The sequence below is a fragment of the Cellulosimicrobium cellulans genome, from assembly GCF_007679345.1.
Classification (GTDB): domain Bacteria; phylum Actinomycetota; class Actinomycetes; order Actinomycetales; family Cellulomonadaceae; genus Cellulomonas; species Cellulomonas cellulans_A.
This window is the reverse complement of record NZ_VEGH01000010.1, coordinates 111,579-131,036: the sequence shown is the minus strand read 5'-3', so window position 1 is coordinate 131,036 and position 19,458 is coordinate 111,579. Positions and strand designations below refer to the sequence as shown.

Annotated in this window: 20 protein-coding genes and 1 tRNA gene; 10 read left to right on the top strand and 11 right to left on the bottom strand. The window is 74.1% G+C overall.

From position 1 onward, the window contains the following. Positions 1 to 49: 49 nt before the first annotated feature. Positions 50 to 262 carry a hypothetical protein gene (locus FS882_RS14470; RefSeq protein ID WP_158373888.1) on the bottom strand — a complete coding sequence of 71 codons (213 nt, stop codon included), beginning with the start codon at positions 260 to 262 and terminating at the stop codon, positions 50 to 52. A 227-nt stretch (positions 263 to 489) separates the two neighbouring features. Between FS882_RS14470 and FS882_RS14465 the strand changes: the two genes are divergently transcribed. After that, positions 490 to 2,004 carry a dihydrolipoyl dehydrogenase family protein gene (locus tag FS882_RS14465; RefSeq protein ID WP_158373886.1) on the top strand — a complete coding sequence of 505 codons (1,515 nt, stop codon included), beginning with the start codon at positions 490 to 492 and terminating at the stop codon, positions 2,002 to 2,004. Between the two features lie 73 nt (positions 2,005 to 2,077). Here the strand turns inward: FS882_RS14465 and FS882_RS14460 are convergent, their stop codons facing one another. The 3 genes from FS882_RS14460 to FS882_RS14450 all read right to left on the bottom strand — a co-directional run bounded on the left by FS882_RS14460 (position 2,078) and on the right by FS882_RS14450 (position 4,744). After that, entirely contained in the window at positions 2,078 to 3,079 is a 1,002-nt protein-coding gene (locus FS882_RS14460) for a glycine betaine ABC transporter substrate-binding protein (protein ID WP_158373884.1), read from the bottom strand. A 144-nt stretch (positions 3,080 to 3,223) separates the two neighbouring features. Further along, positions 3,224 to 4,021 carry an ABC transporter permease gene (locus FS882_RS14455; RefSeq protein WP_158373882.1) on the bottom strand — a complete coding sequence of 266 codons (798 nt, stop codon included), beginning with the start codon at positions 4,019 to 4,021 and terminating at the stop codon, positions 3,224 to 3,226. A 3-nt stretch (positions 4,022 to 4,024) separates the two neighbouring features. Then, entirely contained in the window at positions 4,025 to 4,744 is a 720-nt protein-coding gene (locus tag FS882_RS14450) for an ABC transporter permease (protein WP_410053286.1), read from the bottom strand. A gap of 86 nt (positions 4,745 to 4,830) precedes the next feature. Here FS882_RS14450 and FS882_RS14445 point away from each other — a divergent pair, with 86 nt between their 5' ends. Then, positions 4,831 to 5,880, top strand: a complete 1,050-nt coding sequence (locus FS882_RS14445; RefSeq protein WP_158373880.1) for an ABC transporter ATP-binding protein — start codon at positions 4,831 to 4,833, stop codon at positions 5,878 to 5,880. Positions 5,881 to 5,890: 10 nt separating this feature from the next. Beyond that, a complete protein-coding gene (locus FS882_RS14440; RefSeq protein ID WP_316043646.1) occupies positions 5,891 to 6,808 on the top strand; it encodes a hypothetical protein in 918 nt (305 codons plus the stop codon). Positions 6,809 to 6,878: 70 nt separating this feature from the next. Here FS882_RS14440 and FS882_RS14435 read toward each other — a convergent pair. The 5 genes from FS882_RS14435 to FS882_RS14415 form a co-directional block, all read right to left on the bottom strand. Further along, positions 6,879 to 6,954 (bottom strand) — tRNA-His (locus FS882_RS14435). 57 nt (positions 6,955 to 7,011) lie between these two features. Beyond that, positions 7,012 to 7,674 carry an oligoribonuclease gene (gene orn / locus FS882_RS14430; protein ID WP_262348310.1) on the bottom strand — a complete coding sequence of 221 codons (663 nt, stop codon included), beginning with the start codon at positions 7,672 to 7,674 and terminating at the stop codon, positions 7,012 to 7,014. 105 nt (positions 7,675 to 7,779) lie between these two features. Continuing rightward, positions 7,780 to 7,983: a hypothetical protein gene (locus FS882_RS14425; protein ID WP_154727928.1), complete on the bottom strand. Its 204-nt coding sequence runs from the start codon at positions 7,981 to 7,983 to the stop codon at positions 7,780 to 7,782. A 188-nt stretch (positions 7,984 to 8,171) separates the two neighbouring features. Further along, positions 8,172 to 8,837, bottom strand: coding sequence for an alpha/beta hydrolase (locus FS882_RS14420; RefSeq protein ID WP_158373878.1), 666 nt, complete (start codon positions 8,835 to 8,837; stop codon positions 8,172 to 8,174). 2 nt (positions 8,838 to 8,839) lie between these two features. After that, entirely contained in the window at positions 8,840 to 9,457 is a 618-nt protein-coding gene (locus FS882_RS14415; protein WP_158373876.1) for an NADPH-dependent F420 reductase, read from the bottom strand. Positions 9,458 to 9,560: 103 nt separating this feature from the next. Here FS882_RS14415 and FS882_RS14410 point away from each other — a divergent pair, with 103 nt between their 5' ends. Continuing rightward, a complete protein-coding gene (locus tag FS882_RS14410; RefSeq protein WP_158373874.1) occupies positions 9,561 to 10,085 on the top strand; it encodes a MarR family winged helix-turn-helix transcriptional regulator in 525 nt (174 codons plus the stop codon). An 84-nt stretch (positions 10,086 to 10,169) separates the two neighbouring features. Here the strand turns inward: FS882_RS14410 and FS882_RS14405 are convergent, their stop codons facing one another. Further along, entirely contained in the window at positions 10,170 to 10,571 is a 402-nt protein-coding gene (locus FS882_RS14405; protein ID WP_158373872.1) for a PGPGW domain-containing protein, read from the bottom strand. A 61-nt stretch (positions 10,572 to 10,632) separates the two neighbouring features. Further along, positions 10,633 to 11,352, bottom strand: coding sequence for a TetR/AcrR family transcriptional regulator (locus FS882_RS14400; RefSeq protein ID WP_158373870.1), 720 nt, complete (start codon positions 11,350 to 11,352; stop codon positions 10,633 to 10,635). A 219-nt stretch (positions 11,353 to 11,571) separates the two neighbouring features. On the opposite strand from FS882_RS14400, the gene FS882_RS14395 reads away from it, so the two are divergent. The 6 genes from FS882_RS14395 to FS882_RS14370 all read left to right on the top strand — a co-directional run bounded on the left by FS882_RS14395 (position 11,572) and on the right by FS882_RS14370 (position 19,307). Continuing rightward, positions 11,572 to 13,245, top strand: coding sequence for an ABC transporter substrate-binding protein (locus FS882_RS14395; protein WP_158373868.1), 1,674 nt, complete (start codon positions 11,572 to 11,574; stop codon positions 13,243 to 13,245). A gap of 62 nt (positions 13,246 to 13,307) precedes the next feature. Continuing rightward, positions 13,308 to 14,129, top strand: coding sequence for an ABC transporter ATP-binding protein (locus FS882_RS14390; protein WP_158373866.1), 822 nt, complete (start codon positions 13,308 to 13,310; stop codon positions 14,127 to 14,129). Continuing rightward, complete coding sequence (locus FS882_RS14385; RefSeq protein ID WP_158373864.1) at positions 14,126 to 14,923, top strand: ABC transporter ATP-binding protein; 798 nt, start codon at positions 14,126 to 14,128, stop codon at positions 14,921 to 14,923. Before FS882_RS14390 ends, FS882_RS14385 begins: the two co-directional genes overlap by 4 nt. Continuing rightward, positions 14,920 to 15,987, top strand: a complete 1,068-nt coding sequence (locus tag FS882_RS14380; protein WP_158373862.1) for an ABC transporter permease — start codon at positions 14,920 to 14,922, stop codon at positions 15,985 to 15,987. The genes FS882_RS14385 and FS882_RS14380 overlap by 4 nt, the downstream gene beginning before the upstream one ends. Positions 15,988 to 15,990: 3 nt before the next feature. Beyond that, positions 15,991 to 16,968 (top strand): ABC transporter permease, encoded by a 978-nt coding sequence (locus tag FS882_RS14375; protein ID WP_158373860.1) that lies wholly within the window; start codon positions 15,991 to 15,993, stop codon positions 16,966 to 16,968. After that, on the top strand, positions 16,965 to 19,307 hold the full coding sequence (locus tag FS882_RS14370) for a glycoside hydrolase family 3 N-terminal domain-containing protein (RefSeq protein WP_158373858.1): 2,343 nt from the start codon (positions 16,965 to 16,967) through the stop codon (positions 19,305 to 19,307). Before FS882_RS14375 ends, FS882_RS14370 begins: the two co-directional genes overlap by 4 nt. Positions 19,308 to 19,458 lie beyond the last annotated feature (151 nt).

Here is a 19,458-nt window from a genome sequence, read left to right as displayed (position 1 = left end):
GCGCACGCGTGCGGCGTGCGCGGGGGTCGCGGTGCGTGCGGGGCGCGGGTCAGTCGGCCTGCGCCTTGCGCCGCGCGGCGGCACGCGCGCGGACCACGTCGGCGATCTGCTGCGCCTGCCCGCTCACCAGGCGGCGGAGGTCGTCGTAGCGGCGGTCCACCTCGGCGTCCGTCGCGTCGCTGTCGCGCGCGGCGATCCAGGCGCGCTTGGCGGCGCGGATGTCGGCGTCCGTGATCTCGACGCGCCAGGGGTCCTCGTTCATGAGGACAAGGTCCCACCAGGCGGGGGCGATCGGCGGCTTCTGCCCCGGTTTCACCCGGCGACACGCGGGTGTGCGGGCCGGATTCACCTGATAGCCGCTCGATGATGCCCAACCTTCGAGCGCCGCTGGAGTGAGGCGACCCCGCGGCGCCTGCGTGCCGGAACCGCGCCGCCGGGCGACGATGGGGGCACCGCGGACCGCGGCACCCGGAGGAACGGAGCGACGACATGACCGAGCGCACCCTGCAGACGGACGGGGAGCAGGCGCCGCACGACACCGTGACGTACGACGTCGTGGTGCTGGGCGCGGGCGCGGTGGGGGAGAACGCCGCCGACCGGGCCGGCCGGCTCGGGCTGTCGGTGCTGGTGGTCGAGCACGAGCTGGTGGGCGGCGAGTGCTCCTACTGGGCCTGCATGCCCTCGAAGGCGCTGCTGCGGCCCGGGGCCGTGCTCGCGGCCGCGCGGGCCGTGCCCGGTGCCGCCGAGCTGGTGCAGGGCGAGCTGGACCCCACCGCCGTGCTCGCCCGGCGGGACGAGTTCACCTCGCACTGGGACGACCACGGCCAGGTGGAGTGGCTGGACTCCGCGGGGATCGCGCTGCTCCGCGGCACCGCCCGGTTCACCGGCCCGAAGGAGCTGCTGGTCGAGTCGGACGAGGGCGACACCCGGGTGATCGCCCGGCACGCCGTGATCGTCGCCACCGGCAGCGAGCCGACCGTCCCGGGGATCCCCGGCCTGGCGGAGGCGCAGCCGTGGACCTCGCGCGAGGCGACGGCCGTCAAGGAGGTGCCGGGCAGCCTGGTGGTCCTCGGCGGCGGCGTGGTCGGCGTGGAGATGGCCGTCGCGTACCGCGACCTGGGCGCCGCCGTGACGCTGCTGGTGCGGGGCGACCGCCTGCTCGACAAGGCGGAGCCGTTCGCCGCCGAGGAGGTCGCGGCCGGCCTGCGCGACCTCGGCGTCGATCTGCGGTTCGGCACGAGCGCGACGCGCGTCGACCGCGACGAGCGCGGCGTGCACCTCGCGGTCACCGGGCCGCAGGGCGCCGGCGAGCTGCACGCCGACGAGGTGCTGGTCGCCACCGGCCGCCGGCCGCGGACGGCGGACCTCGGCCTCGAGGCGGTCGGCCTGGAGCCGGGCGCGCCGATCGCGGTGGACGACGCGCTGCAGGCGACCGGGGCGGACGGCGGCTGGCTGTTCGCGGTCGGCGACGTCACCGGCCGGACCGCCACCACGCACCAGGGCAAGTACGACGCCCGGGTGGTGGGCGACGTGGTCGCCGCCCGGTTCTCGGCGGCGGTGGCCGAGCCGGGGGAGGGCGCCGCCGAGGCGCAGGCCGCCGAGCGCGACGCGGCCCCGTTCACCCGCTACCGCGCGTCCGCCGACCGCGTGGCGGTGCCGCAGGTGGTGTTCACCCGGCCCGAGGTCGCGTGGGTCGGCCGCACCGAGGACCAGGCGCGCGACGCCGGGCTGCGGGTGCGTGCCGTGTCCTACCCGATCGGGTCCGTGGCGGGCGCCTCGGTGGCGGCCGACGGGTACTCCGGCACCGCCCAGGTCGTCCTCGACGAGGACCGGGGGGTGATCGTGGGCGCGACGTTCACCGGCCCGGACGCCGCCGAGCTGCTGCAGGCCGCGACGATCGCCGTGACGGGGGAGGTGCCGCTGGACCGGCTGTGGCACGCGGTGCCGGCGTACCCGACGGTGAGCGAGGTGTGGCTGCGCCTGCTGGAGACCGCTGGGCTCTGACCGGAGCCCGGCGGGGCGCACGACAGCGGGGCGGGACCGGTGACCGGTCCCGCCCCGCTGTCGTCCCGGGTGGTCAGCTGGCGAGCGAGCCGTCGCTCGACAGCACCAGGCCGATCGAGGCCTCGCCCTGGCGCACCGCGTCGCCGATCAGGCCGAAGTCGTAGCTCGTGAACTCGCTGACCGTGATGCCGTAGGTGTCCTCGAGGCCGATCTGGCAGAACGGCCGCTCCGGGCACTCGGCCGGGCCGGCGAGCACGACGCCGCCGGCGCACGCCTCGGCCAGGTCGGACAGCGTGGTCACGCCGTGCTCGTCGGCGAACTCCGACGTCACCGCGAACGCGTTCTGGTCCTGGGCCTCGGACACCGCGCCGAAGGTCAGGCCGGCGGCCGTGCCGAGCTCGGTGAGCGCCGCCACCGTCTCGTCCGGGTCGCCGCTCGCGACCGGCTCGGCGTCGGCGCCGTTGGCGGACGTGTTGAGGAACTCCGCCAGCGTCGCGGCGTACTCCGGGGTGAGCGTGATCTGGCCGCTCTGCAGCGCGGGGAGGTACGTCTCCCGGTTCCCGATGGTCTGCACCTCGGCGGAGTAACCCGCGGACCGCAGCACGTCGGCGTAGATCTCGGACAGCGTGGCGCTCTCCGAGAAGTTCGCCGCGCCGATGACCACGCTCTTGCCGCTGCCGGCCGCCGCGTCGCTCGCCGCGAGGCCCTCGTCCTCGACGAACTGCTGGGCCGCCTCGGTCGAGGTCTGGCGGTCGATGTCGACCGCCTTGTTCAGCTGGATCAGCTTGTCCGTGTCGAGCGCCGCGGAGACGGTGTCGAGCAGCGGGATCAGGTTCGGGTCCGCCTGGGCGGCCGCCGCGTTCACCGCGGGGATGACGTTGTCGGCGTTCTGCAGACCCTGGTCGTCCTCGAGGACGACCAGCTGGTCGCCGGCGACGGGCTCGCAGACCGTGCCGCCCGAGCCGCTCGCCGAGGTCTCGGCGGTGCCGCCGCCGGAGCCGGGGTCGCCGCAGGCCGCCAGCAGGAGCAGCAGGCCGGCCGCGGCGGCGGGGAGTGTGGTGCGACGTGCGTTCATGTGCGGGTCCTCTGGTCTCGGGTGGGCACACGGAGCTCGGTGCGGCTGGGGCACCGGACGGGTGGGTCGGTGGGCGTCGAGGGGCCGTCGATCATTCGACCGAGGCCGCCCGGGTGCGGCAACCGCTGCGGGCGGTCGTCGCGGTCACGATCGGGTCACGGTCTGCTGGTCGGGGGCGGCGGGCTCGGCCGCGGTCCGGGGCGTGGTGCCGGGGTCGGCGTCGGTCCGCGGCGCGGAGCCGGCGCGGGAGCCGGGCGTGCGGCGGCGTCGGCGCCGGGCGGTGGCGCGCATCGGTGCCGGCGTGAGCGCGTGCTGCACCGCGGCGAGCACGCCCTCGACGACCAGGCACAGCCCGGCCACGAGCAGCGCCCCCGCGACCACCTGCCCGTACCGCTGCAGCGCCATGCCCTGCACGATGATCGAGCCGAGGCTGCTGCCGCCGACGAGGGCCGCGAGCGGCACGGTGGCCAGCACCTGGGTCGTGGCGGTGCGCAGGCCCGCCCCGACGAGCGGCAGCGCGAGGGGCAGCTCCACCAGGGCGAGCGAGCGCGCCCCCGACATGCCGACGCCGCGCGCGGCGTCCCGGACGTCGGCGTCCACCTCCATCAGGCCGGTGAACGTGTTGCTCAGGATCGGCGGCACGGCGAACACGGCCACCGCCAGGACGGTGGCCGTCGCCCCGAACAGGCCGGTCGAGGCGAAGATCGTCAGGAGCGCGAACGTCGGCAGCGCGCGCGAGGTGTTCGCGGCGACGACCGTGACCACGCCGCCACGGCGGCGGTGCCCGAGCCAGACGCCGAGCGGCAGGGCGACGAGCGCGGCGAGCAGCACGGCGAGCGCGCTGATCCGCAGGTGGTCGGCGCCCAGCGCGAGCACGCCGTCGCGGCCGGTCCAGTTCAGCGGGTCGTTCAACCAGGTGAAGGCGTCCTGCAGCACGTCCACGGGTCAGGCCTCCCGTCCGCGCCGGGCCCACGGCGTCACCGCGCGCCCGAGCAGCCAGATGAGCAGGTCCAGGACGAGCGCCAGCGCCAGGCAGAGCAGCGTCGCCGTGAGGATCTCCGCGTGGTACTTGTTGTTGCGGAAGCCCCGGAACATCAGCTGGCCCAGGCCGCCGTAGCCGACGACCACGCCGACGGTGACCAGCGCGACGGTGGTCACGGTGGCCAGCCGGACGCCGGCCACGATCGCGGGCAGGGCGTTGGGCAGCTCGACGGTCAGCAGCAGGCGCAGCCGGCCGTAGCCGAGCCCGCGCGCCGCGTCCCGCACGCTCTCGTCCACGCCGCCGAGCCCGACCAGCACGTTGCGCACGAGGACCAGCAGCGCGTAGACGACCAGGCCGATCAGCACGGGCGTGCGGCCGATGCCGGTCCACGGAACCAGCACCGTGAACAGGGCGAGCGACGGGATCGTGTACAGCACGCTGCTGGTGCCGACGATCGGCGCGGCGAGGCGGGGGCGCAGGTGCGCGAGCATCCCGAGCGGGACGGCGATCGCGCACGCGATGAGCACCGCCTGCACCGTGAGGCCCGCGTGCTGCTCCAGCGCGCGGGAGATGTCGCCCCAGTTGCGCTGGACGTAGTCCCAGGACAGCCAGGGGTTGGCCGCGGGGTCGCCCGCGACCGCCGCGACGTGCGCGGCGGTCCCCGGGTTCTCGAGGCTGATCACCGGCCCGACGCTACCGGGCGCCTCCGACACCCGCCCCGTGGACCAGGGGCGCGCGGGTGTCGGCGGGCGCGGGTACGGTCGTCGGCATGGCCACCGCGATCGCGTTCGACCACGTCCGCAAGGCGTACGCCGACGGCACCGTCGCGGTCGGCGACCTGTCGCTCGAGGTGCGGGAGCACGAGCTGCTCGCGCTCGTCGGGCCGTCCGGCTGCGGCAAGTCGACCACGCTGCGGATGGCCAACCGCCTCGTCGAGCCCACCTCGGGCCGGATCCTGCTCGACGGCGAGGACGTGACCGACGTGGACGCCGTCGCCCTCCGCCGCCGGATCGGCTACGTGATCCAGAACGTCGGCCTGTTCCCGCACCGCACCGTCGAGCAGAACGTCGGCACCGTGCCGCGGCTGCTCGGCTGGGACAAGCGGCGCACCCGCGCCCGCACCGGGGAGCTGCTGGAGCTGGTCGGCCTGGCGCCGGACCGGTACGCGCGCCGCTACCCGCACGAGCTGTCCGGCGGCGAGCGGCAGCGCGTCGGCGTCGCCCGGGCCCTCGCGACCGACCCGCCCGTGCTGCTGATGGACGAGCCGTTCGGTGCCGTGGACCCGGTCGGCCGCCGCCGGCTGCAGACCGAGTTCCGCCGCATCCAGGCCGAGCTCGGCACCACCGTGATGCTCGTCACCCACGACGTGGACGAGGCCGTGCGGCTCGCCGACCGCGTGGCGGTCCTGAGCCGCGGCGGGCACCTCGAGCAGCTCTCGGACCCGGTGCGGCTCCTCGCCGCCCCGGCGAGCCCGGCGGTCGCCGACCTGGTCGGCACCGGGGCGGCGGTCCGGCTGCTCGCCCTGGGCCGCGTCGAGCGGCGCGACCTGCTGCCCGTCGGGGGAGCGGGCCCCGCCTCGGCGAACGGCCGGGCGCGGGCCGCGGCGCTGCGGGTGGGCGACCCGCTGGACGAGGCGTTCGCCGCGCTGGCCGCCGAGCCGACCGGCCGGGTCCCGGTGCACGAGGGGGACCAGGTCGTCGGGGAGCTGGACGCGCCGCGCGTCGTCGCCGCCCTGCACCGGCTGGTCGACGGGGCGCAGGACGCGGTCCCGGGCGCCCCGGCGCAGGAGCACGAGCCGTCCGCCGGAGCGCGTGGGTAGTCTGCCCAGGGTGACCACTCGCATCGCCCTCGCCACCTGCGCCGCCCTCCCGGACCTCGACCCCGACGACGCGCCGCTCGTGACGGCGCTGCGGGACCGCGGCCTGGAGGTCGAGTCGCCCGTCTGGAACGCCGCCGACGTCGACTGGTCGTCGTACGACGCCGTCGTGGTCCGCTCCACCTGGGACTACACCGAGCGCCCGCGCGACTTCCGCTGGTGGACGCAGCGCGTCGCTCAGGCGTCGCGCCTGATCAACCCCGCGCAGGTGCTGACCTGGAACATCGACAAGATCTACCAGCGGGCGATGGAGGCCGCGGGCCTGCCGATCGTGCCGACCATCTGGATGGACCCGGCCCGGAACTTCAACGCCCGCGCGATCCACACCCGGTTCCCCGCCTTCGGCGACTTCGTCATCAAGCCGACCGTGAGCGCCGGCTCCCGCGACACGGGGCGGTACGCGGCGGACGAGACCCCGTCCCGCGCGCTCGCGATCCAGCACGTGAAGCGCCTGCTCGACGACGGCCGGCACGTCATGGTGCAGCGCTACCTCAAGCAGGTCGACACCGTCGGCGAGACCGCGCTGGTGTACTTCGACGGGAAGCTGTCGCACGCCGTGCGCAAGGCCCCGCTGCTCGAGGGCCCGTACCGCGAGGGCGAGACCGACGGCGTGCTCTACAAGGAGGAGGTCATGACCCCGCGCGAGGCCTCCGAGGCGGAGCTCGCGCTGGGGCAGCGGGTCGTCGACGCCCTCCCGGACCTCATCCAGGGCGTCGAGCAGCCGCTCGCGTACACCCGCGTCGACCTGATCCCGGACGACCAGGGCAACCCCGTCGTCCTGGAGCTCGAGCTCATCGAGCCGAGCTTCTTCTTCGCGCAGGCCCCGGAGGCGGTCGACCGCTTCGCGGACGCGATCACCCGCCGGCTCTGACGCCGGCGCGCGCTCGGCGCGCCGCGCACGACGAAGGGCGCCGCTCCCGGGGGAGCGGCGCCCTTCGTGCTGGGGTGGCTAACGGGACTTGAACCCGCGACCTCCTGGACCACAACCAGGCGCTCTACCACCTGAGCTATAGCCACCATGCCCGGAGGAGACCTCCGGGGCCGTCGACAAGCATACCGGGTCCCGAGGGGTCCTCAGGACGTGGCGGTGGTGCCGCGGTGCGCGGCGGCCACCGAGGTCGCCTCGATCTGCGTCGCGATCGCCTTCGCCGCCTTGGAGTCGGGGCCCGGCTGCGGGACGAGCAGCGCCGCACGGTAGTACCGCAGCTCGTCGATGCTCTCCAGGATGTCGGCGAGCGCGCGGTGCCCGCCCTGCTTCTTCGGGGAGGAGAAGTACACCCGCGGGTACCAGCGGCGCGCGAGCTCCTTGATGGAGGAGACGTCGATGATCCGGTAGTGCAGGTGGCCGACGAGCTCGGGCATGTCCCGGTCGAGGAACACCTTGTCGGTCCCGACCGAGTTGCCGGCGAGCGGGGCCTTGCCGGGCTCGGGCACGTGCTCGCGGACGTACGCGAGCACCTGGGCCTGCGCGTCCTCGAGCGTGGTGCCGGCCGCGAGCGCGTCGAGCAGGCCGGAGCTCGTGTGCATGTCGCGGACGAAGTCGCCCATCTGCGCCAGGGACTCGGCGGGCGGGGCGATGATCACGTCGACGCCCTCGCCGAGGACGTTGAGCTCGGAGTCGGTGACGACGGCCGCGACCTCGACGAGCGCGTCCTGGACGGAGTCCAGGCCGGTCATCTCGCAGTCGATCCAGACGATCCGGTCGGCCTTGCCGTTGCCGTTGTTCAGGGTGCTCACCCGCTCAGGGTACGGGTGAGCCCGCCGGACGGGTGCGTCCGGCGGGCCCACCGGTGTGGTGCGGGCGGCGGTGCGCCGCCGGGGTCGGCACTCCGGCCGGCCCGGTCAGCGGATCGCGGCGACGGTGGTCGTCGCCGGCAGCAGGGCCCGCAGGCGCAGCTGCCGGAGGCGTTCCGGCGGTCGACCGCGGGTCTCGCCGTCGGGTCTGACCGCGGCGCGCCGGGCGGCGTGCCGGGACAGGAGGCGGGCGGTCTCGATGCGCTCGCGGTGGTCGGCCTGGATCAGGTCGAACGTGCCGGTGGGGTGCATGGTGGGTGGGTCCTTCGAACGTTCCGGGAGGGGCCTGGCCGGGCCCCGGGACTCACCGCGCGGTGAGCAGAACGCTCCCACCCCCACCCCCCGCGGGTCACGCGTTTATCGGACGTCGAGGTCGAGGGGTCGCCCGCCCGGAGCCGCCCGGAACCCTCGACCTCGGCGGGGAACCCTCGACCTCGGCGTCAGTCCACCGGCAGGGTGCGGGAGAGGAACGCCGCGACGTCCGCCAGGACGCGGGCGTCGATGCCGTGGGCCAGGCCGGGGTACTCGTGGTGCTCCAGCGCCGCGTGCGACGCCAGCCACGCGGCCGTCCGCGTCGTGGCGTCCGGCGGGATCACCGGGTCCGCGTCGCCGTGGCCGAGCAGCACCGGCACCCGCGGGTCGCGCGCGGCCAGCGCCGTGTCGCCCGGCTCCTCGGCGTCCAGCGCGAACCCCGACAGCACGACCGCCGCCGCGAACCGGTCCGGCCGCGCGCGGAGCAGCTGCGTCGCCATGAGCCCGCCCTGGGAGAACCCGAGCACCGCGACCGGCCGGTCCCCGACGCGGGCGTCGCCGTCCAGCCACGCCAGCAGCGCGTCGGCGCCCGCTCGGACGCGCGCCGGGTCCGGGCGCCCCGGGGTCGCCAGCGGCGCCCACGCGAACCCCGGCCCGCCGAGCAGCGGCCCCCGCGGCGCGGCCAGGGCCAGGCCACCGGGCAGGTGCGGGGCGAGCCCGAGCAGGTCGCCCTCGTGCGAGCCGTAGCCGTGCAGCAGCACGAGCAGCGGCGCGTCCGGCCCCGGGCGCCCGGCACCGGGCGTCGCCGCCCACCGGGCCGCCGCGGGGTCGACCGCGAGCGTGTGAGCGGTCACGCTCAGCGCTCCAGGGCGAAGCCGGACGTCCAGGAGGTCTGCTCCGCGGCGGCCAGCGTCATCTGCAGGAAGCCGAGCGCCTCGAGCTCGTGCGCCCGCTTCAGCGAGCCCGCGTCGACGGCGCGCAGGCCGCCGCCCTCGACGACGCCGGCCACCGCGGCCTTGGCGTCCGCGTCGTCGCCCGCGATCAGCACCGTCGTCGGCAGGGCGCCGACCGTGCCGGAGGCCAGCGTCGCGGCGAAGTTGGTGCTGAACGCCTTCAGCACCCGGGCCTCGGGCAGCAGCGCGGCGAGCTCCGCCGTCGCCGACGAGCCGGCGGGCACGACCAGGGAGTCGAAGGTCGCGAAGTCGACGGGGTTGGTGGTCTCGACGACCACGCGGCCGGCGAAGCCGTCGGGGTACTGCGCCGCCACCTCGGCGAGCGCCGGGTAGGGGAGGGCGAGCACGACGACGTCGCCGGTCACGGCGTCGCCCACGGTGCCGGCGGTCACGGCCGGGTCCACGGCGGCGGCCTTCGCCGCGTCGCGGGCGAGCACCTGCACGTCGGCGCCGGCCTTGAGCGCCAGACGCGCCACCGCGCCGCCGATGGTGCCCGCCCCGATGATGGTCACGCTGGTCATGTCTGCTCCTCGATGGGTCGCTCCGCGGCAACCGACATGTTGTCGCTTCAACCAACGTACGACACCGAGGTTGAAGCGTCAACCATTCGCTAGGATGTCCGGCATGACCGACGACACCCGCTGGCTGAGCGCACGCGAGTTGCAGGCCTGGATGCGCCTCGAGGCCGTCGCGGAGCTGCTGCCCGCCGCGCTCGACCACCAGCTGCAGCGCGACGCCGACCTGTCGCACTACGACTACCTGGTGCTCGCCAAGCTGTCCGAGGCGCCCGACCGCACGCTGCGGATGAGCGGGCTCGCGGCCAGCACCAACGCCACGCTGCCCCGGCTGTCGCACGTCGCGGCCCGGCTCGAGGCCCGCGGGTTCCTCACCCGCACCCGCGACGAGGGGGACCGGCGCGCGACGCTCGCCACGCTCACCGAGGAGGGCTGGCGGAAGGTCGTGGCCACGGCGCCGTCGCACGTGGGAGAGGTGCGCCGGCTGGTCGTGGACCGGCTGACGGCGGAGCAGGTCGAGCAGCTCGACGCGATCGCGCTCGCGGTGCTCGGCGCCCTGGACCCCGAGAACCGGCTGCAGGCGCAGAACCCGGTCGTCGACCCGGCGGACGCCTGCGGCAACGAGGCGGGCTGATCCCCACCCGGTCGTCGCGCCGCCCCCTGATCGACCGGGTGGCCGCGGGACGATCGGGTGGGGACCGTGGGCGCGCGCCCCTGGTCAGGCCGCGGAGGACCCGCGGCGCGCGGCCGCCCGCCGGGCCCGGCGCTCGCGGAACGCGTGCCAGGTCCGCAGCACCAGCGCCTTGAGCCGGTGGTTGAACCGCTGGATCACGGCGAACTCGGTGCCCAAAATGCCGAGCCCGAGGAAGATCGCGAGCCAGCCCGGCCCGGGCAGCACGAGCATCGCGATGCCCGCGAGCACCACGGTCACGCCGACGACGGTCACGACGACCTTGTAGGTCAGCCGCAGCCACGGCCGGCTGTCGAGCCGCTCGCGCAGCCGGGCCAGCGCACGGTGCGCGCCGGAGTCGGTGCGCTCGCCCGCGGCGATCTCGGCGGCGAGGCCCTCGGTCGGCGAGGGGCCCGCGGGGCCGGCGCCGGCGGGGGTCGGTGTCGTCATGCCAGCAACGACGAGCGGGCCGCCCGCTTTGTTCCCGGCGGCTCGGGTGCGGCCGGGTGCGTCACGCCCCGGCGGTCCCGGCGCCGGCGGCGGCCCCGCCACCCGACCCCGTGCCAGTGCCCGACCCTGCCGCGCCGCCCGACCCCGCCCCGCCCAGCAGCGACGGCCGCGGGTCCAGCACCGCCGACACCAGCGCCTCGATCGCGAACGCGCTCGCCTCCGCGAGCTCCACGTCGTCCCGCGCCAGCAGCCACTGCACCTGCAGCCCGTCCATCACGGCGAGGATCGACGCGGCGGCGCGGTCGACCGTCTCGGGCACGGTGATCCCGCGCTCGGCGCAGACGTCCTCGAACGCGTCGCGGAGGTCCTGGCGCAGGGTGCGGTACCGCTCCTCGAAGTACGCCCGCCCGGGGTGGTCCTCGGTCACCGACTCCGCGGACAGCACCGCGTAGGCCTGGACGATGCCGTGGCGGCTCTCGTTGGCGAACGCGGTGCGCACCAGGTGCCGGAACCGGTCCAGCCCGTCCGGCATCCGCTGGTCCTGCAGGCCCTCGACGTCGGTGCGGTCGCGGTACTTGAGGACCTCCACGAGGAGCTGGTCCTTGGACCCGAAGTGGTGCAGGATCCCCGCGTGCGTCATGCCGACCTGGTCGGCGATCTCCGTGAGCGGGCCCCGGTTGTACCCCTTGGCCCCGAAGGTGGCGGTGGCGGCACGGAGGATCTCGGTGCGCTTGGCCAGGGTCTCCGGCCGGGCCCGCGGGGCGCGCCTCGTCGTGCTCATCCGTTCCTCACATCCTCGTGTGGCGCCTCTCGGCGCGCGGCCAACCCTAGTGGCGCCGACCGCGCCGCCGACCCCCCGGGTCACGACTTGGTCACGGCTCCGCCGGAGGGCTGGAAAGAACTTACTGACAGTGTAGTAACGTTCCGGCCAGCGCGATCGCGACGACGCGGCGCGACCTCACAGACGCCCGGCCGGGCGTCTCGTTTCGAAGGAGAAACCATGAGGGTGAAGTTCCCGGCGATCGCGCTCGGCCTGGCCGCCGCGCTGGCGCTGACGGCCTGCTCCGGAGAGTCGGGGGGCGGGGAGAGCAGCTCGACCGGCGGCTCCGGTGCCGCGCTGACCATCGCCAAGCCCGACGGCGCCATCACCACCGAGTCGAACAACCCGTTCCTCGGGGACAGCTCGGCCAGCATGTACGGCTACCGCTACGCCATGTTCGAGACCATGGCCCTGGTCAACACCGCGGACCCGACCGTCGTCACCCCGCGGCTCGCGTCCAGCGTGGAGTGGAACGCCGACTACACCGAGCTCACCGTCACGGCCCGCGAGGGGGTGACGTGGCACGACGGCGAGCCGTTCACGATCGACGACATCGTCGGCACGTTCGACATGTACCTCGACGGCCGGCTCACCGACACCGCCGCGCTGGACTACCTGGGCGCCGACGTCGACGGGGACTCCGCGACGCTGAAGTTCGGCAACTCCAAGTTCGTCAAGCGGGGCACGGTGCTGCACGTCCCGATCGTCCCGAAGCACATCTGGGACACCCTCGACGACCCCTCGACCGCGGCCCTGACGGGCGAGGGCGAGGCCATCGGGACCGGCCCCTACGTGCTGTCGAACTGGTCGACGGAGTCCGTGACGCTCACGGCCAACCCGGACTACTGGGACGGCGAGCTGGCGGTCCCCGAGCTGCACTACGTCTCCTACGGCGACAACTCCGCGCTGGCCACGGCCCTCAGCACCGGCGAGGCGGACTGGGCGCAGGCGTTCCTCCCGCAGGTCCAGGAGACCTTCCTCGACAAGGACCCGGCCAACCGCTACCTGGTCACCCCGACCGCCGGCGCGGGGACGCTGTTCCTCAACCTGACCCGCAAGCCCTTCGACGACGTCGCGCTGCGCCAGGCGCTGGCGTGGACCGTCGACCGCGAGGCCTACGTCGAGATCGCCCGGGAGGGCGCCTCGGCCGTCGTCGACTCGGTGACCGGCCTCGGCCCGTCGCTGGAGCAGGACGTCGTCGACGAGTTCGCGGGCGAGACCTACGAGGTCGACCTCGACAAGGCGCAGTCCATCCTGGAGGACGCCGGCTACACGGGTGTCGGGGACAAGCTGGTGGACCCCGACGGCGAGCCGGTCACGTTCTCGATCTCGGTCCCGGCCGGGTGGACCGACTGGAACACCGAGCAGGCGCTGCTCTCCGAGCAGATGAAGGAGCTCGGCATCGAGGTCACGATCGACCAGCCCGACTGGGGCGGCTGGGACGAGGCCCGCAAGACGGGCAACTTCGACGCGATCATCCACTGGCTCGACGGCGAGGGCGCCTGGGGCGTCTACGACTCGATCATGGGCACCCGCTGGATCACGACCGACGACGCCGGCGTCGAGAACGCCGACTTCAACTTCGGGCGGTACAGCGACCCCGAGGTCGACGCGGCGCTGAACACCTACGCGAGCACCGACAACGACGCCGACCGTGCCGCCGCGATGACCACGCTGCAGCAGGCGTTCGTCCGGGACGTCCCGGCGATCCCGCTGGGCTCGCACCCGCTGCTGGGCCTGTTCAACGAGCGCAGCTACACCGGCTGGCCGTCCGAGGAGGACATGTACGCCTCGGCCGACCCGACCCAGCCCGAGGTCGCCCTCGTCCTGAGCACCCTCGAGCCCGCCGAGTGATCCCGGTGCCAGGGGCGGCGGCACCGCCGCCCCTGGCACCCCCACGCAAGGAGACCCCCCAGATGAGCGACCCCCTCCTGTCGGTCCGGGACTTCTCGGTCCGGTACGAGACCGCCGCACCCGTGGACGCGGTCCGGGACGTGTCCCTCACCGTCCACCGGGGCGAGGTCCTCGGGCTCGCCGGCGAGTCCGGCTGCGGCAAGACCACCCTCGCCTACGGCGTCCAGCGCCTGCTCAAGCCCCCGGCCGTGATCCCCGGCGGGTCCGTCACCTGGCACGACGCCGACGGCACCGACACCGACCTCCTCGCGCTGGACGCCGCCGCGCTGCGGGCGTTCCGGTGGGACAAGATCTCGATGGTGTTCCAGGGCGCGATGAGCGCGCTGAACCCGGTGGCGACGGTCGGTGCCCAGCTCGCCGACGTCTTCGAGGTGCACCGGCCCGCGATGTCCCGGTCCGAGCGCACCGCCGCCGTCGCCGAGCTGCTCGAGATCGTCAAGGTCGGCGCGGCCCGGATCAAGAGCTACCCGCACGAGCTGTCCGGCGGGATGCGCCAGCGCATCATGATCGCCATGGCGCTCGCGCTGCGCCCGCAGCTCGTCGTCATGGACGAGCCGACGACGGCGCTGGACGTGCTGGTGCAGCGGGAGATCCTGCGGGAGATCACGAGCCTGCGCGAGGCCTTCGGGTTCTCGGTCGTCTTCATCACGCACGACCTGCCGCTGCTGCTCGAGATCTCCGACCGCATCGCGATCATGCGGGCCGGGCAGATCGTCGAGCTCGACACCGCGGCGAACATCTGGTTCCGGCCGCAGCACGACTACACGAAGACCCTGCTGTCGTCGTTCCCCCGGCTGACGGCCGAGCGGGCGGTGAACCGATGACCTCGATCGACGTCCAGGGCGTCTCCAAGACCTACCGCGTCCGCGGCGCGGGATCCATCGACGCGCTGTCCGACGTGTCGTTCACGCTCTCCAGCGGGCAGACCATCGGCATGGTGGGTCAGTCCGGCTCCGGCAAGTCGACCGTCGCCAAGATCCTCACCCAGATGGAGCGGCCCACCAGCGGGCAGGTGCTCCTCGACGGCGAGCCGATCCCGACCCGGGGCGCGGCGCTGCGCGCTTACCGCCAGCAGCTGCGCATGGTCTTCCAGGACCCGTTCGCGTCGCTGAACCCCTACCACTCGATCCGGCACCACGTGGCGCGCCCGCTCGCGCTCTCCGGGGTCGTGCCGCCCGACCAGGTCGACGCCGAGGTGCACCGCCTGCTGGACAAGGTCCAGCTCGACGCCGGGGTCGTCGACCGCCGGCCGCACGAGCTGTCCGGCGGCCAGCGCCAGCGGGTCGCCATCGCCCGGGCCCTGGCACCGCGCCCGGCCCTGCTCGTCGCGGACGAGCCGGTCTCGATGCTCGACGTGTCGCTGCGGATGGGGGTGCTGTCCCTGCTGTCCGACATCCAGGCCGAGGACGGGCTCGGGGTGCTCTACATCACCCACGACCTCGCCACGGCCCGGTACTTCTCGGACGAGATCATCGTGCTCAACCAGGGGCGGGTCGTCGAGCACGGCTCGGCCGACGACGTCATCCTGCGCCCGCAGCACCCGTACACCCGGGAGCTCCGCGAGGCGTCCCCGGACCCGGAGTCCTTCTTCGCCGACCACGTGGGAGGTGTGCGATGACCACCATCAGCAGCCCGGAGACCGACGTGGTCGCCGACGGCACGACCGCGACCCGGGCCACGAGGACCAGGGCACGGGTTCCCTGGCGGTTCATCGGCCGGCGCGTCGCGTTCTACCTGTTCACCCTGTGGGCCGCGATCACCATCAACTTCTTCGTGCCCCGCCTGATGAAGGGCGACGCGGTCGACAACTACCTCGCCCGCAACCGCGGGATGTCCCCGGAGGCGGCCGACGCGCTGCGCGCCCTGCTGGGCCTGGACTCCGACCGGACGCTGTGGCAGCAGTACGTCGACTACCTGGGGATGCTCGCCCGCGGCGACCTCGGCATCGCCATCACGCACGGCCTGCAGCCGGTCGGCCAGGTCATCGCGAACGCGCTGCCGTGGACGGTGGGCCTGATCGGGCTGGCGACCGTGCTCTCGTTCCTGATCGGCACCGTCGGGGGAGCGGTCGTCGGCTGGCGCCGCGGGTCGCGCCTGGACGCCCTCATCCCGGTCACGACGTTCCTGTCGACCGTCCCGTACTTCTGGATCGGGCTGATGGCGATCTCGGTCTTCGCCGTCACGCTCGGCTGGTTCCCCATCGGCAAGGCCTACGGGATCGGCACCACGCCCGGCCTGTCGTGGGAGTTCCTCGGGGAGGTCGTCAAGCACGGGACCCTGCCGCTGGCCACGATCGTCGTCGCCTCGCTCGGCGGCTGGATGCTCGGGATGCGCAACATGATGCTCACGGTCCTCGACGAGGACTACGTCACCGTCGCGCAGGCCAAGGGCATGCCGAACCGGCGCGTCCTGTGGCGCTACGCCGCGCGCAACGCCGTCCTGCCGCAGATCCAGTCGTTCGCCCTGTCGATCGGCTTCATCGTCGGCGGCGCGATCATCGTCGAGCAGGTCTTCTCCTACCCGGGCGTCGGCAAGATGCTCCTCGACGCCACGAACGCCAAGGACTACGCGCTCATGCAGGGCGGCTTCCTGGTGATCGTGCTGGCCGTCCTGGTCGCCAACATCCTGGCGGACGTCGCCTACGCCGTCCTCGATCCCCGTACCCGCCAGTCGGAGGCCTGAGAGATGTCGATCACCCCCCTCACCCTCCGGGGCCGCGGCGCCCGGCTCGGCGCGTCGTTCGCGATGTTCCGCAACGCCAAGTCGGTCACCGGCCTGTCGATCCTCGCGGTGTTCGTGGTCGTCGCCGTCTTCGCCGACCAGCTCGCCCCGTTCTCCCCGACGCAGATCGACGCGACCGCCCGGCTGCAGCCGCCGAGCGGCACGCACTGGTTCGGCACCACCCACCTCGGCGAGGACGTCCTCAGCCAGGTGATCTACGGCACCCGCGGCGTGGTCGTCGTCGGCGCCCTGACGTCGCTCATCTCGATGGCGATCGCCCTCGTGATCGGGGTCCTCGCCGGCTACCTGCCGGGGTGGCGGTCCGAGGCGCTGTCCGCCCTGGCGAACGTCTTCCTCGTCATCCCGGGCATCCCGATCCTCATCATCATCGCCTCGCGGTTCACCAACCCGCCGCTGTGGGTGGTCGCCGCGATCCTCGGGATCCTCGGCTGGGGGTGGGGCGCGCGCGTGCTGCGGGCCCAGACGATGTCGCTGCGCAACCGCGACTTCGTGCAGGCCGCGAAGCTCAACGGCGAACCGCTGCGCCGCATCATCGGGGTCGAGATGCTGCCCAACCTCACCGCCCTGATCGCGTCGTCGTTCGTCGGCTCGGTCACCGCGGCGATCCTCGGCCTGACCACCCTGTCCTACATCGGCGTCATCCCGGTCAACGCGTACAACTGGGGCACCATCCTGAACTGGGCCTCGGCCCAGGGCGCCTTCACCCAGAACCAGTGGTGGTGGTTCCTGCCGCCCGGGCTCTGCATCGCCGCGATCGGTGTCGCCCTGGCACTGTTGAACTTCGGCATCGACGAGTACATCAACCCACGCCTGCGCTCCGCCGGAGAGCTCGCCCGCGCCATGCGGCGCAAGGGCCTCGACACCACCGACGGCGTCACCGCCGTCACCCCGCACACGACGCAAGGATCGACCACCAGATGAACGCCACGTCCCTCGACGCCCGCTACCTCGACGCCGGCCTCCCCGTCGCCGACCGCGTGCAGGACCTGCTCGCCCGGATGACCGTCGAGGAGAAGGTCGGGCAGATGCTCCAGCTCGACGCCCGGGGCGACTACGCGGACGACATCCTGCACAAGCACGTGGGGTCGATCCTGCACGCGTCGCCCGAGCGGCTGGCGCACGCCCACGACCTGACGGCCGAGACCCGGCTGCGCATCCCGCTGCTGGTCGGCGAGGACTGCATCCACGGGCACTCGTTCTTCGTGGGGTCGACGATCTTCCCGACCCAGCTCGGCATGGCGGCGTCCTGGGACGTCGACCTCGTCGAGCAGGTCGCCCGGGTCACGGCCCGCGAGGTCGCCACCACCGGCGTGCACTGGACGTTCAGCCCGGTGCTCTGCATCGCCCGCGACCTGCGCTGGGGCCGCGTGGACGAGACGTTCGGCGAGGACCCGTTCCTCATCGGCGAGCTCGCCTCCGCGATGGTCCGCGGCTACCAGGGCACCGGCCTGGACGACCCCACGGCGATCCTCGCGACCGCCAAGCACTTCGCGGGGTACTCCGAGACCCAGGGCGGGCGTGACGCGTCCGAGGCGGACATCTCGCGGCGCAAGCTCCGGTCCTGGTTCCTGCCGCCGTTCGAGCGGGTCGCCCGCGAGGGCTGCGCCACGTTCATGCTGGGCTACCAGACGATGGACGGCGTGCCGATCACGGTCAACGACTGGCTGCTGAACGACGTGCTCCGCGGCGAGTGGGGCTACACCGGCACCCTCATCACCGACTGGGACAACGTCGGCCGCATGGTCTGGGAGCAGAAGGTCCAGCCCGACTACGCGCACGCCGCCGCGGCCGCGGTCAAGGCGGGCAACGACATGGTCATGACGACGCCGGGCTTCTTCGCCGGGGCGCTCGAGGCCATCGAGTCCGGGCTGCTCGCGGAGGCCGAGCTGGACGCCGCCGTGAGCCGCATCCTCACGCTGAAGTTCCGGCTGGGGCTGTTCGAGGACCCGCGCCGGCCGTCCGCCTCGGCGCAGGCGACCGTCGTGGGGGCGGCGGAGCACGCGGACCTCAACCTCGACGTCGCGCGGCGCTCGCTGGTGCTGCTGCGGAACTCCGGTGTGCTGCCCCTGGCGGGCGGGTTCGCGGGGGTGCCGGGGGCCGCCGCGCGGGCGGCCGACGGCGGCGGGGTCCCGGCGCCCGGGGCGCTGCGGGCCTCGGGGGGCGACGACACCCCGCGCCGCGTGGCGGTCGTGGGCCCGCTCGCGGATGACCACGAGGCGCACCTCGGCGACTGGGCCGGCAACTCCGGCCAGGCCGACTGGCTGCCCGACGGGCACCCGCGGGACATGATCGTCACGATCCTCGACGGCCTGCGGGCCGCGGCGCCCGTCGGCTGGGCCGTGTCGCACAGCCGGGGCGCCGACATCCTCGACCTGGTGCCGGACCCGGCGGGAGAGCTCTACCCGGACGGCCAGCCGCGGCCGAAGATCGGCGTTCCGTGCCCGCCCGACGCGGCGCTCGTCGCCGACGCCGTGGCCGCCGCCGAGGACGCGGACTACGTGGTGGCCGTCGTGGGCGACCAGATCCAGCTCGTGGGCGAGGGCCGGTCGACGGCGACGCTCGAGCTGGTCGGCGGGCAGGTCGCGCTGCTCGACGCGCTCGCCGCCACCGGCAAGCCGCTGGTCGTGGTGCTGTTGGCGTCCAAGCCGCTGGTGCTGCCGCCGTCGGTCGCGTCGGCCGACGCGGTGCTCTGGGTCGCGAACCCGGGCATGCAGGGCGGGCAGGCGGTCGCCGAGGTGCTGCTCGGGCTCACCGAGCCGTCCGGGCGGCTGCCGATCTCGTTCGCCCGGCACGCCGGGCAGCAGCCGACGTACTACAACCAGATCCGCGGCCAGCACGGCGACCGGTACGCCGACCTCACCCAGGAGCCGGCGTTCGTGTTCGGCGAGGGGCTGTCGTACACCACCGTCGAGTACGCGGACCTGCGGCTCGACCGGTCGGTGGCGGCGGTGGGGGACACCGTGCGGGCGACCGTGACGCTGACCAACACCGGGACGCGGCCGGCGCGGGAGACCGTGCAGCTCTACGTCTCGGACGCGGTGACCTCGGTGTCCTGGGCGGACAAGGAGCTCAAGGCGTACGCGCAGGCGGACGTCGCGCCCGGGTCGTCGGTCGAGGTGACCGTGGACCTGGCCGTGGCGGACTGCACGATCGTCGACGCCGCCGGGCGGCGGGTCGTGGAGCCGGGGCGGTTCGACGTGCTGGTCGGCCGCTCCTCGCGGGACGCGGACCTGCTGCGGGCGGCGTTCGAGGTGCGCTGAGGTAGTTCGGTGGAGCGTTCTGCCCGACACGCCGGGGCGTGTCGGGCAGAACGATCCAGTGAACCCCGGTCGCGGGGGTCAGGACGATCGGCGGCGCGCGGACGGCAGATGGAGGACGTTCGTCCCTTCCGAGCCGGTCTGCGCGGGGCAG

Coding starts and splice junctions, on each gene's coding strand:
- FS882_RS14470 (WP_158373888.1), bottom strand. CDS start 262: ATGAACGAGGACCCCTGGCGCGTCGAGATCACGGACGCCGACATCCGC.
- FS882_RS14465 (WP_158373886.1), top strand. CDS start 490: ATGACCGAGCGCACCCTGCAGACGGACGGGGAGCAGGCGCCGCACGAC.
- FS882_RS14460 (WP_158373884.1), bottom strand. CDS start 3,079: ATGAACGCACGTCGCACCACACTCCCCGCCGCCGCGGCCGGCCTGCTG.
- FS882_RS14445 (WP_158373880.1), top strand. CDS start 4,831: ATGGCCACCGCGATCGCGTTCGACCACGTCCGCAAGGCGTACGCCGAC.
- FS882_RS14425 (WP_154727928.1), bottom strand. CDS start 7,983: ATGCACCCCACCGGCACGTTCGACCTGATCCAGGCCGACCACCGCGAG.
- FS882_RS14415 (WP_158373876.1), bottom strand. CDS start 9,457: ATGACCAGCGTGACCATCATCGGGGCGGGCACCATCGGCGGCGCGGTG.
- FS882_RS14410 (WP_158373874.1), top strand. CDS start 9,561: ATGACCGACGACACCCGCTGGCTGAGCGCACGCGAGTTGCAGGCCTGG.
- FS882_RS14405 (WP_158373872.1), bottom strand. CDS start 10,571: ATGACGACACCGACCCCCGCCGGCGCCGGCCCCGCGGGCCCCTCGCCG.
- FS882_RS14400 (WP_158373870.1), bottom strand. CDS start 11,352: ATGAGCACGACGAGGCGCGCCCCGCGGGCCCGGCCGGAGACCCTGGCC.
- FS882_RS14395 (WP_158373868.1), top strand. CDS start 11,572: ATGAGGGTGAAGTTCCCGGCGATCGCGCTCGGCCTGGCCGCCGCGCTG.
- FS882_RS14390 (WP_158373866.1), top strand. CDS start 13,308: ATGAGCGACCCCCTCCTGTCGGTCCGGGACTTCTCGGTCCGGTACGAG.
- FS882_RS14385 (WP_158373864.1), top strand. CDS start 14,126: ATGACCTCGATCGACGTCCAGGGCGTCTCCAAGACCTACCGCGTCCGC.
- FS882_RS14380 (WP_158373862.1), top strand. CDS start 14,920: ATGACCACCATCAGCAGCCCGGAGACCGACGTGGTCGCCGACGGCACG.
- FS882_RS14375 (WP_158373860.1), top strand. CDS start 15,991: ATGTCGATCACCCCCCTCACCCTCCGGGGCCGCGGCGCCCGGCTCGGC.
- FS882_RS14370 (WP_158373858.1), top strand. CDS start 16,965: ATGAACGCCACGTCCCTCGACGCCCGCTACCTCGACGCCGGCCTCCCC.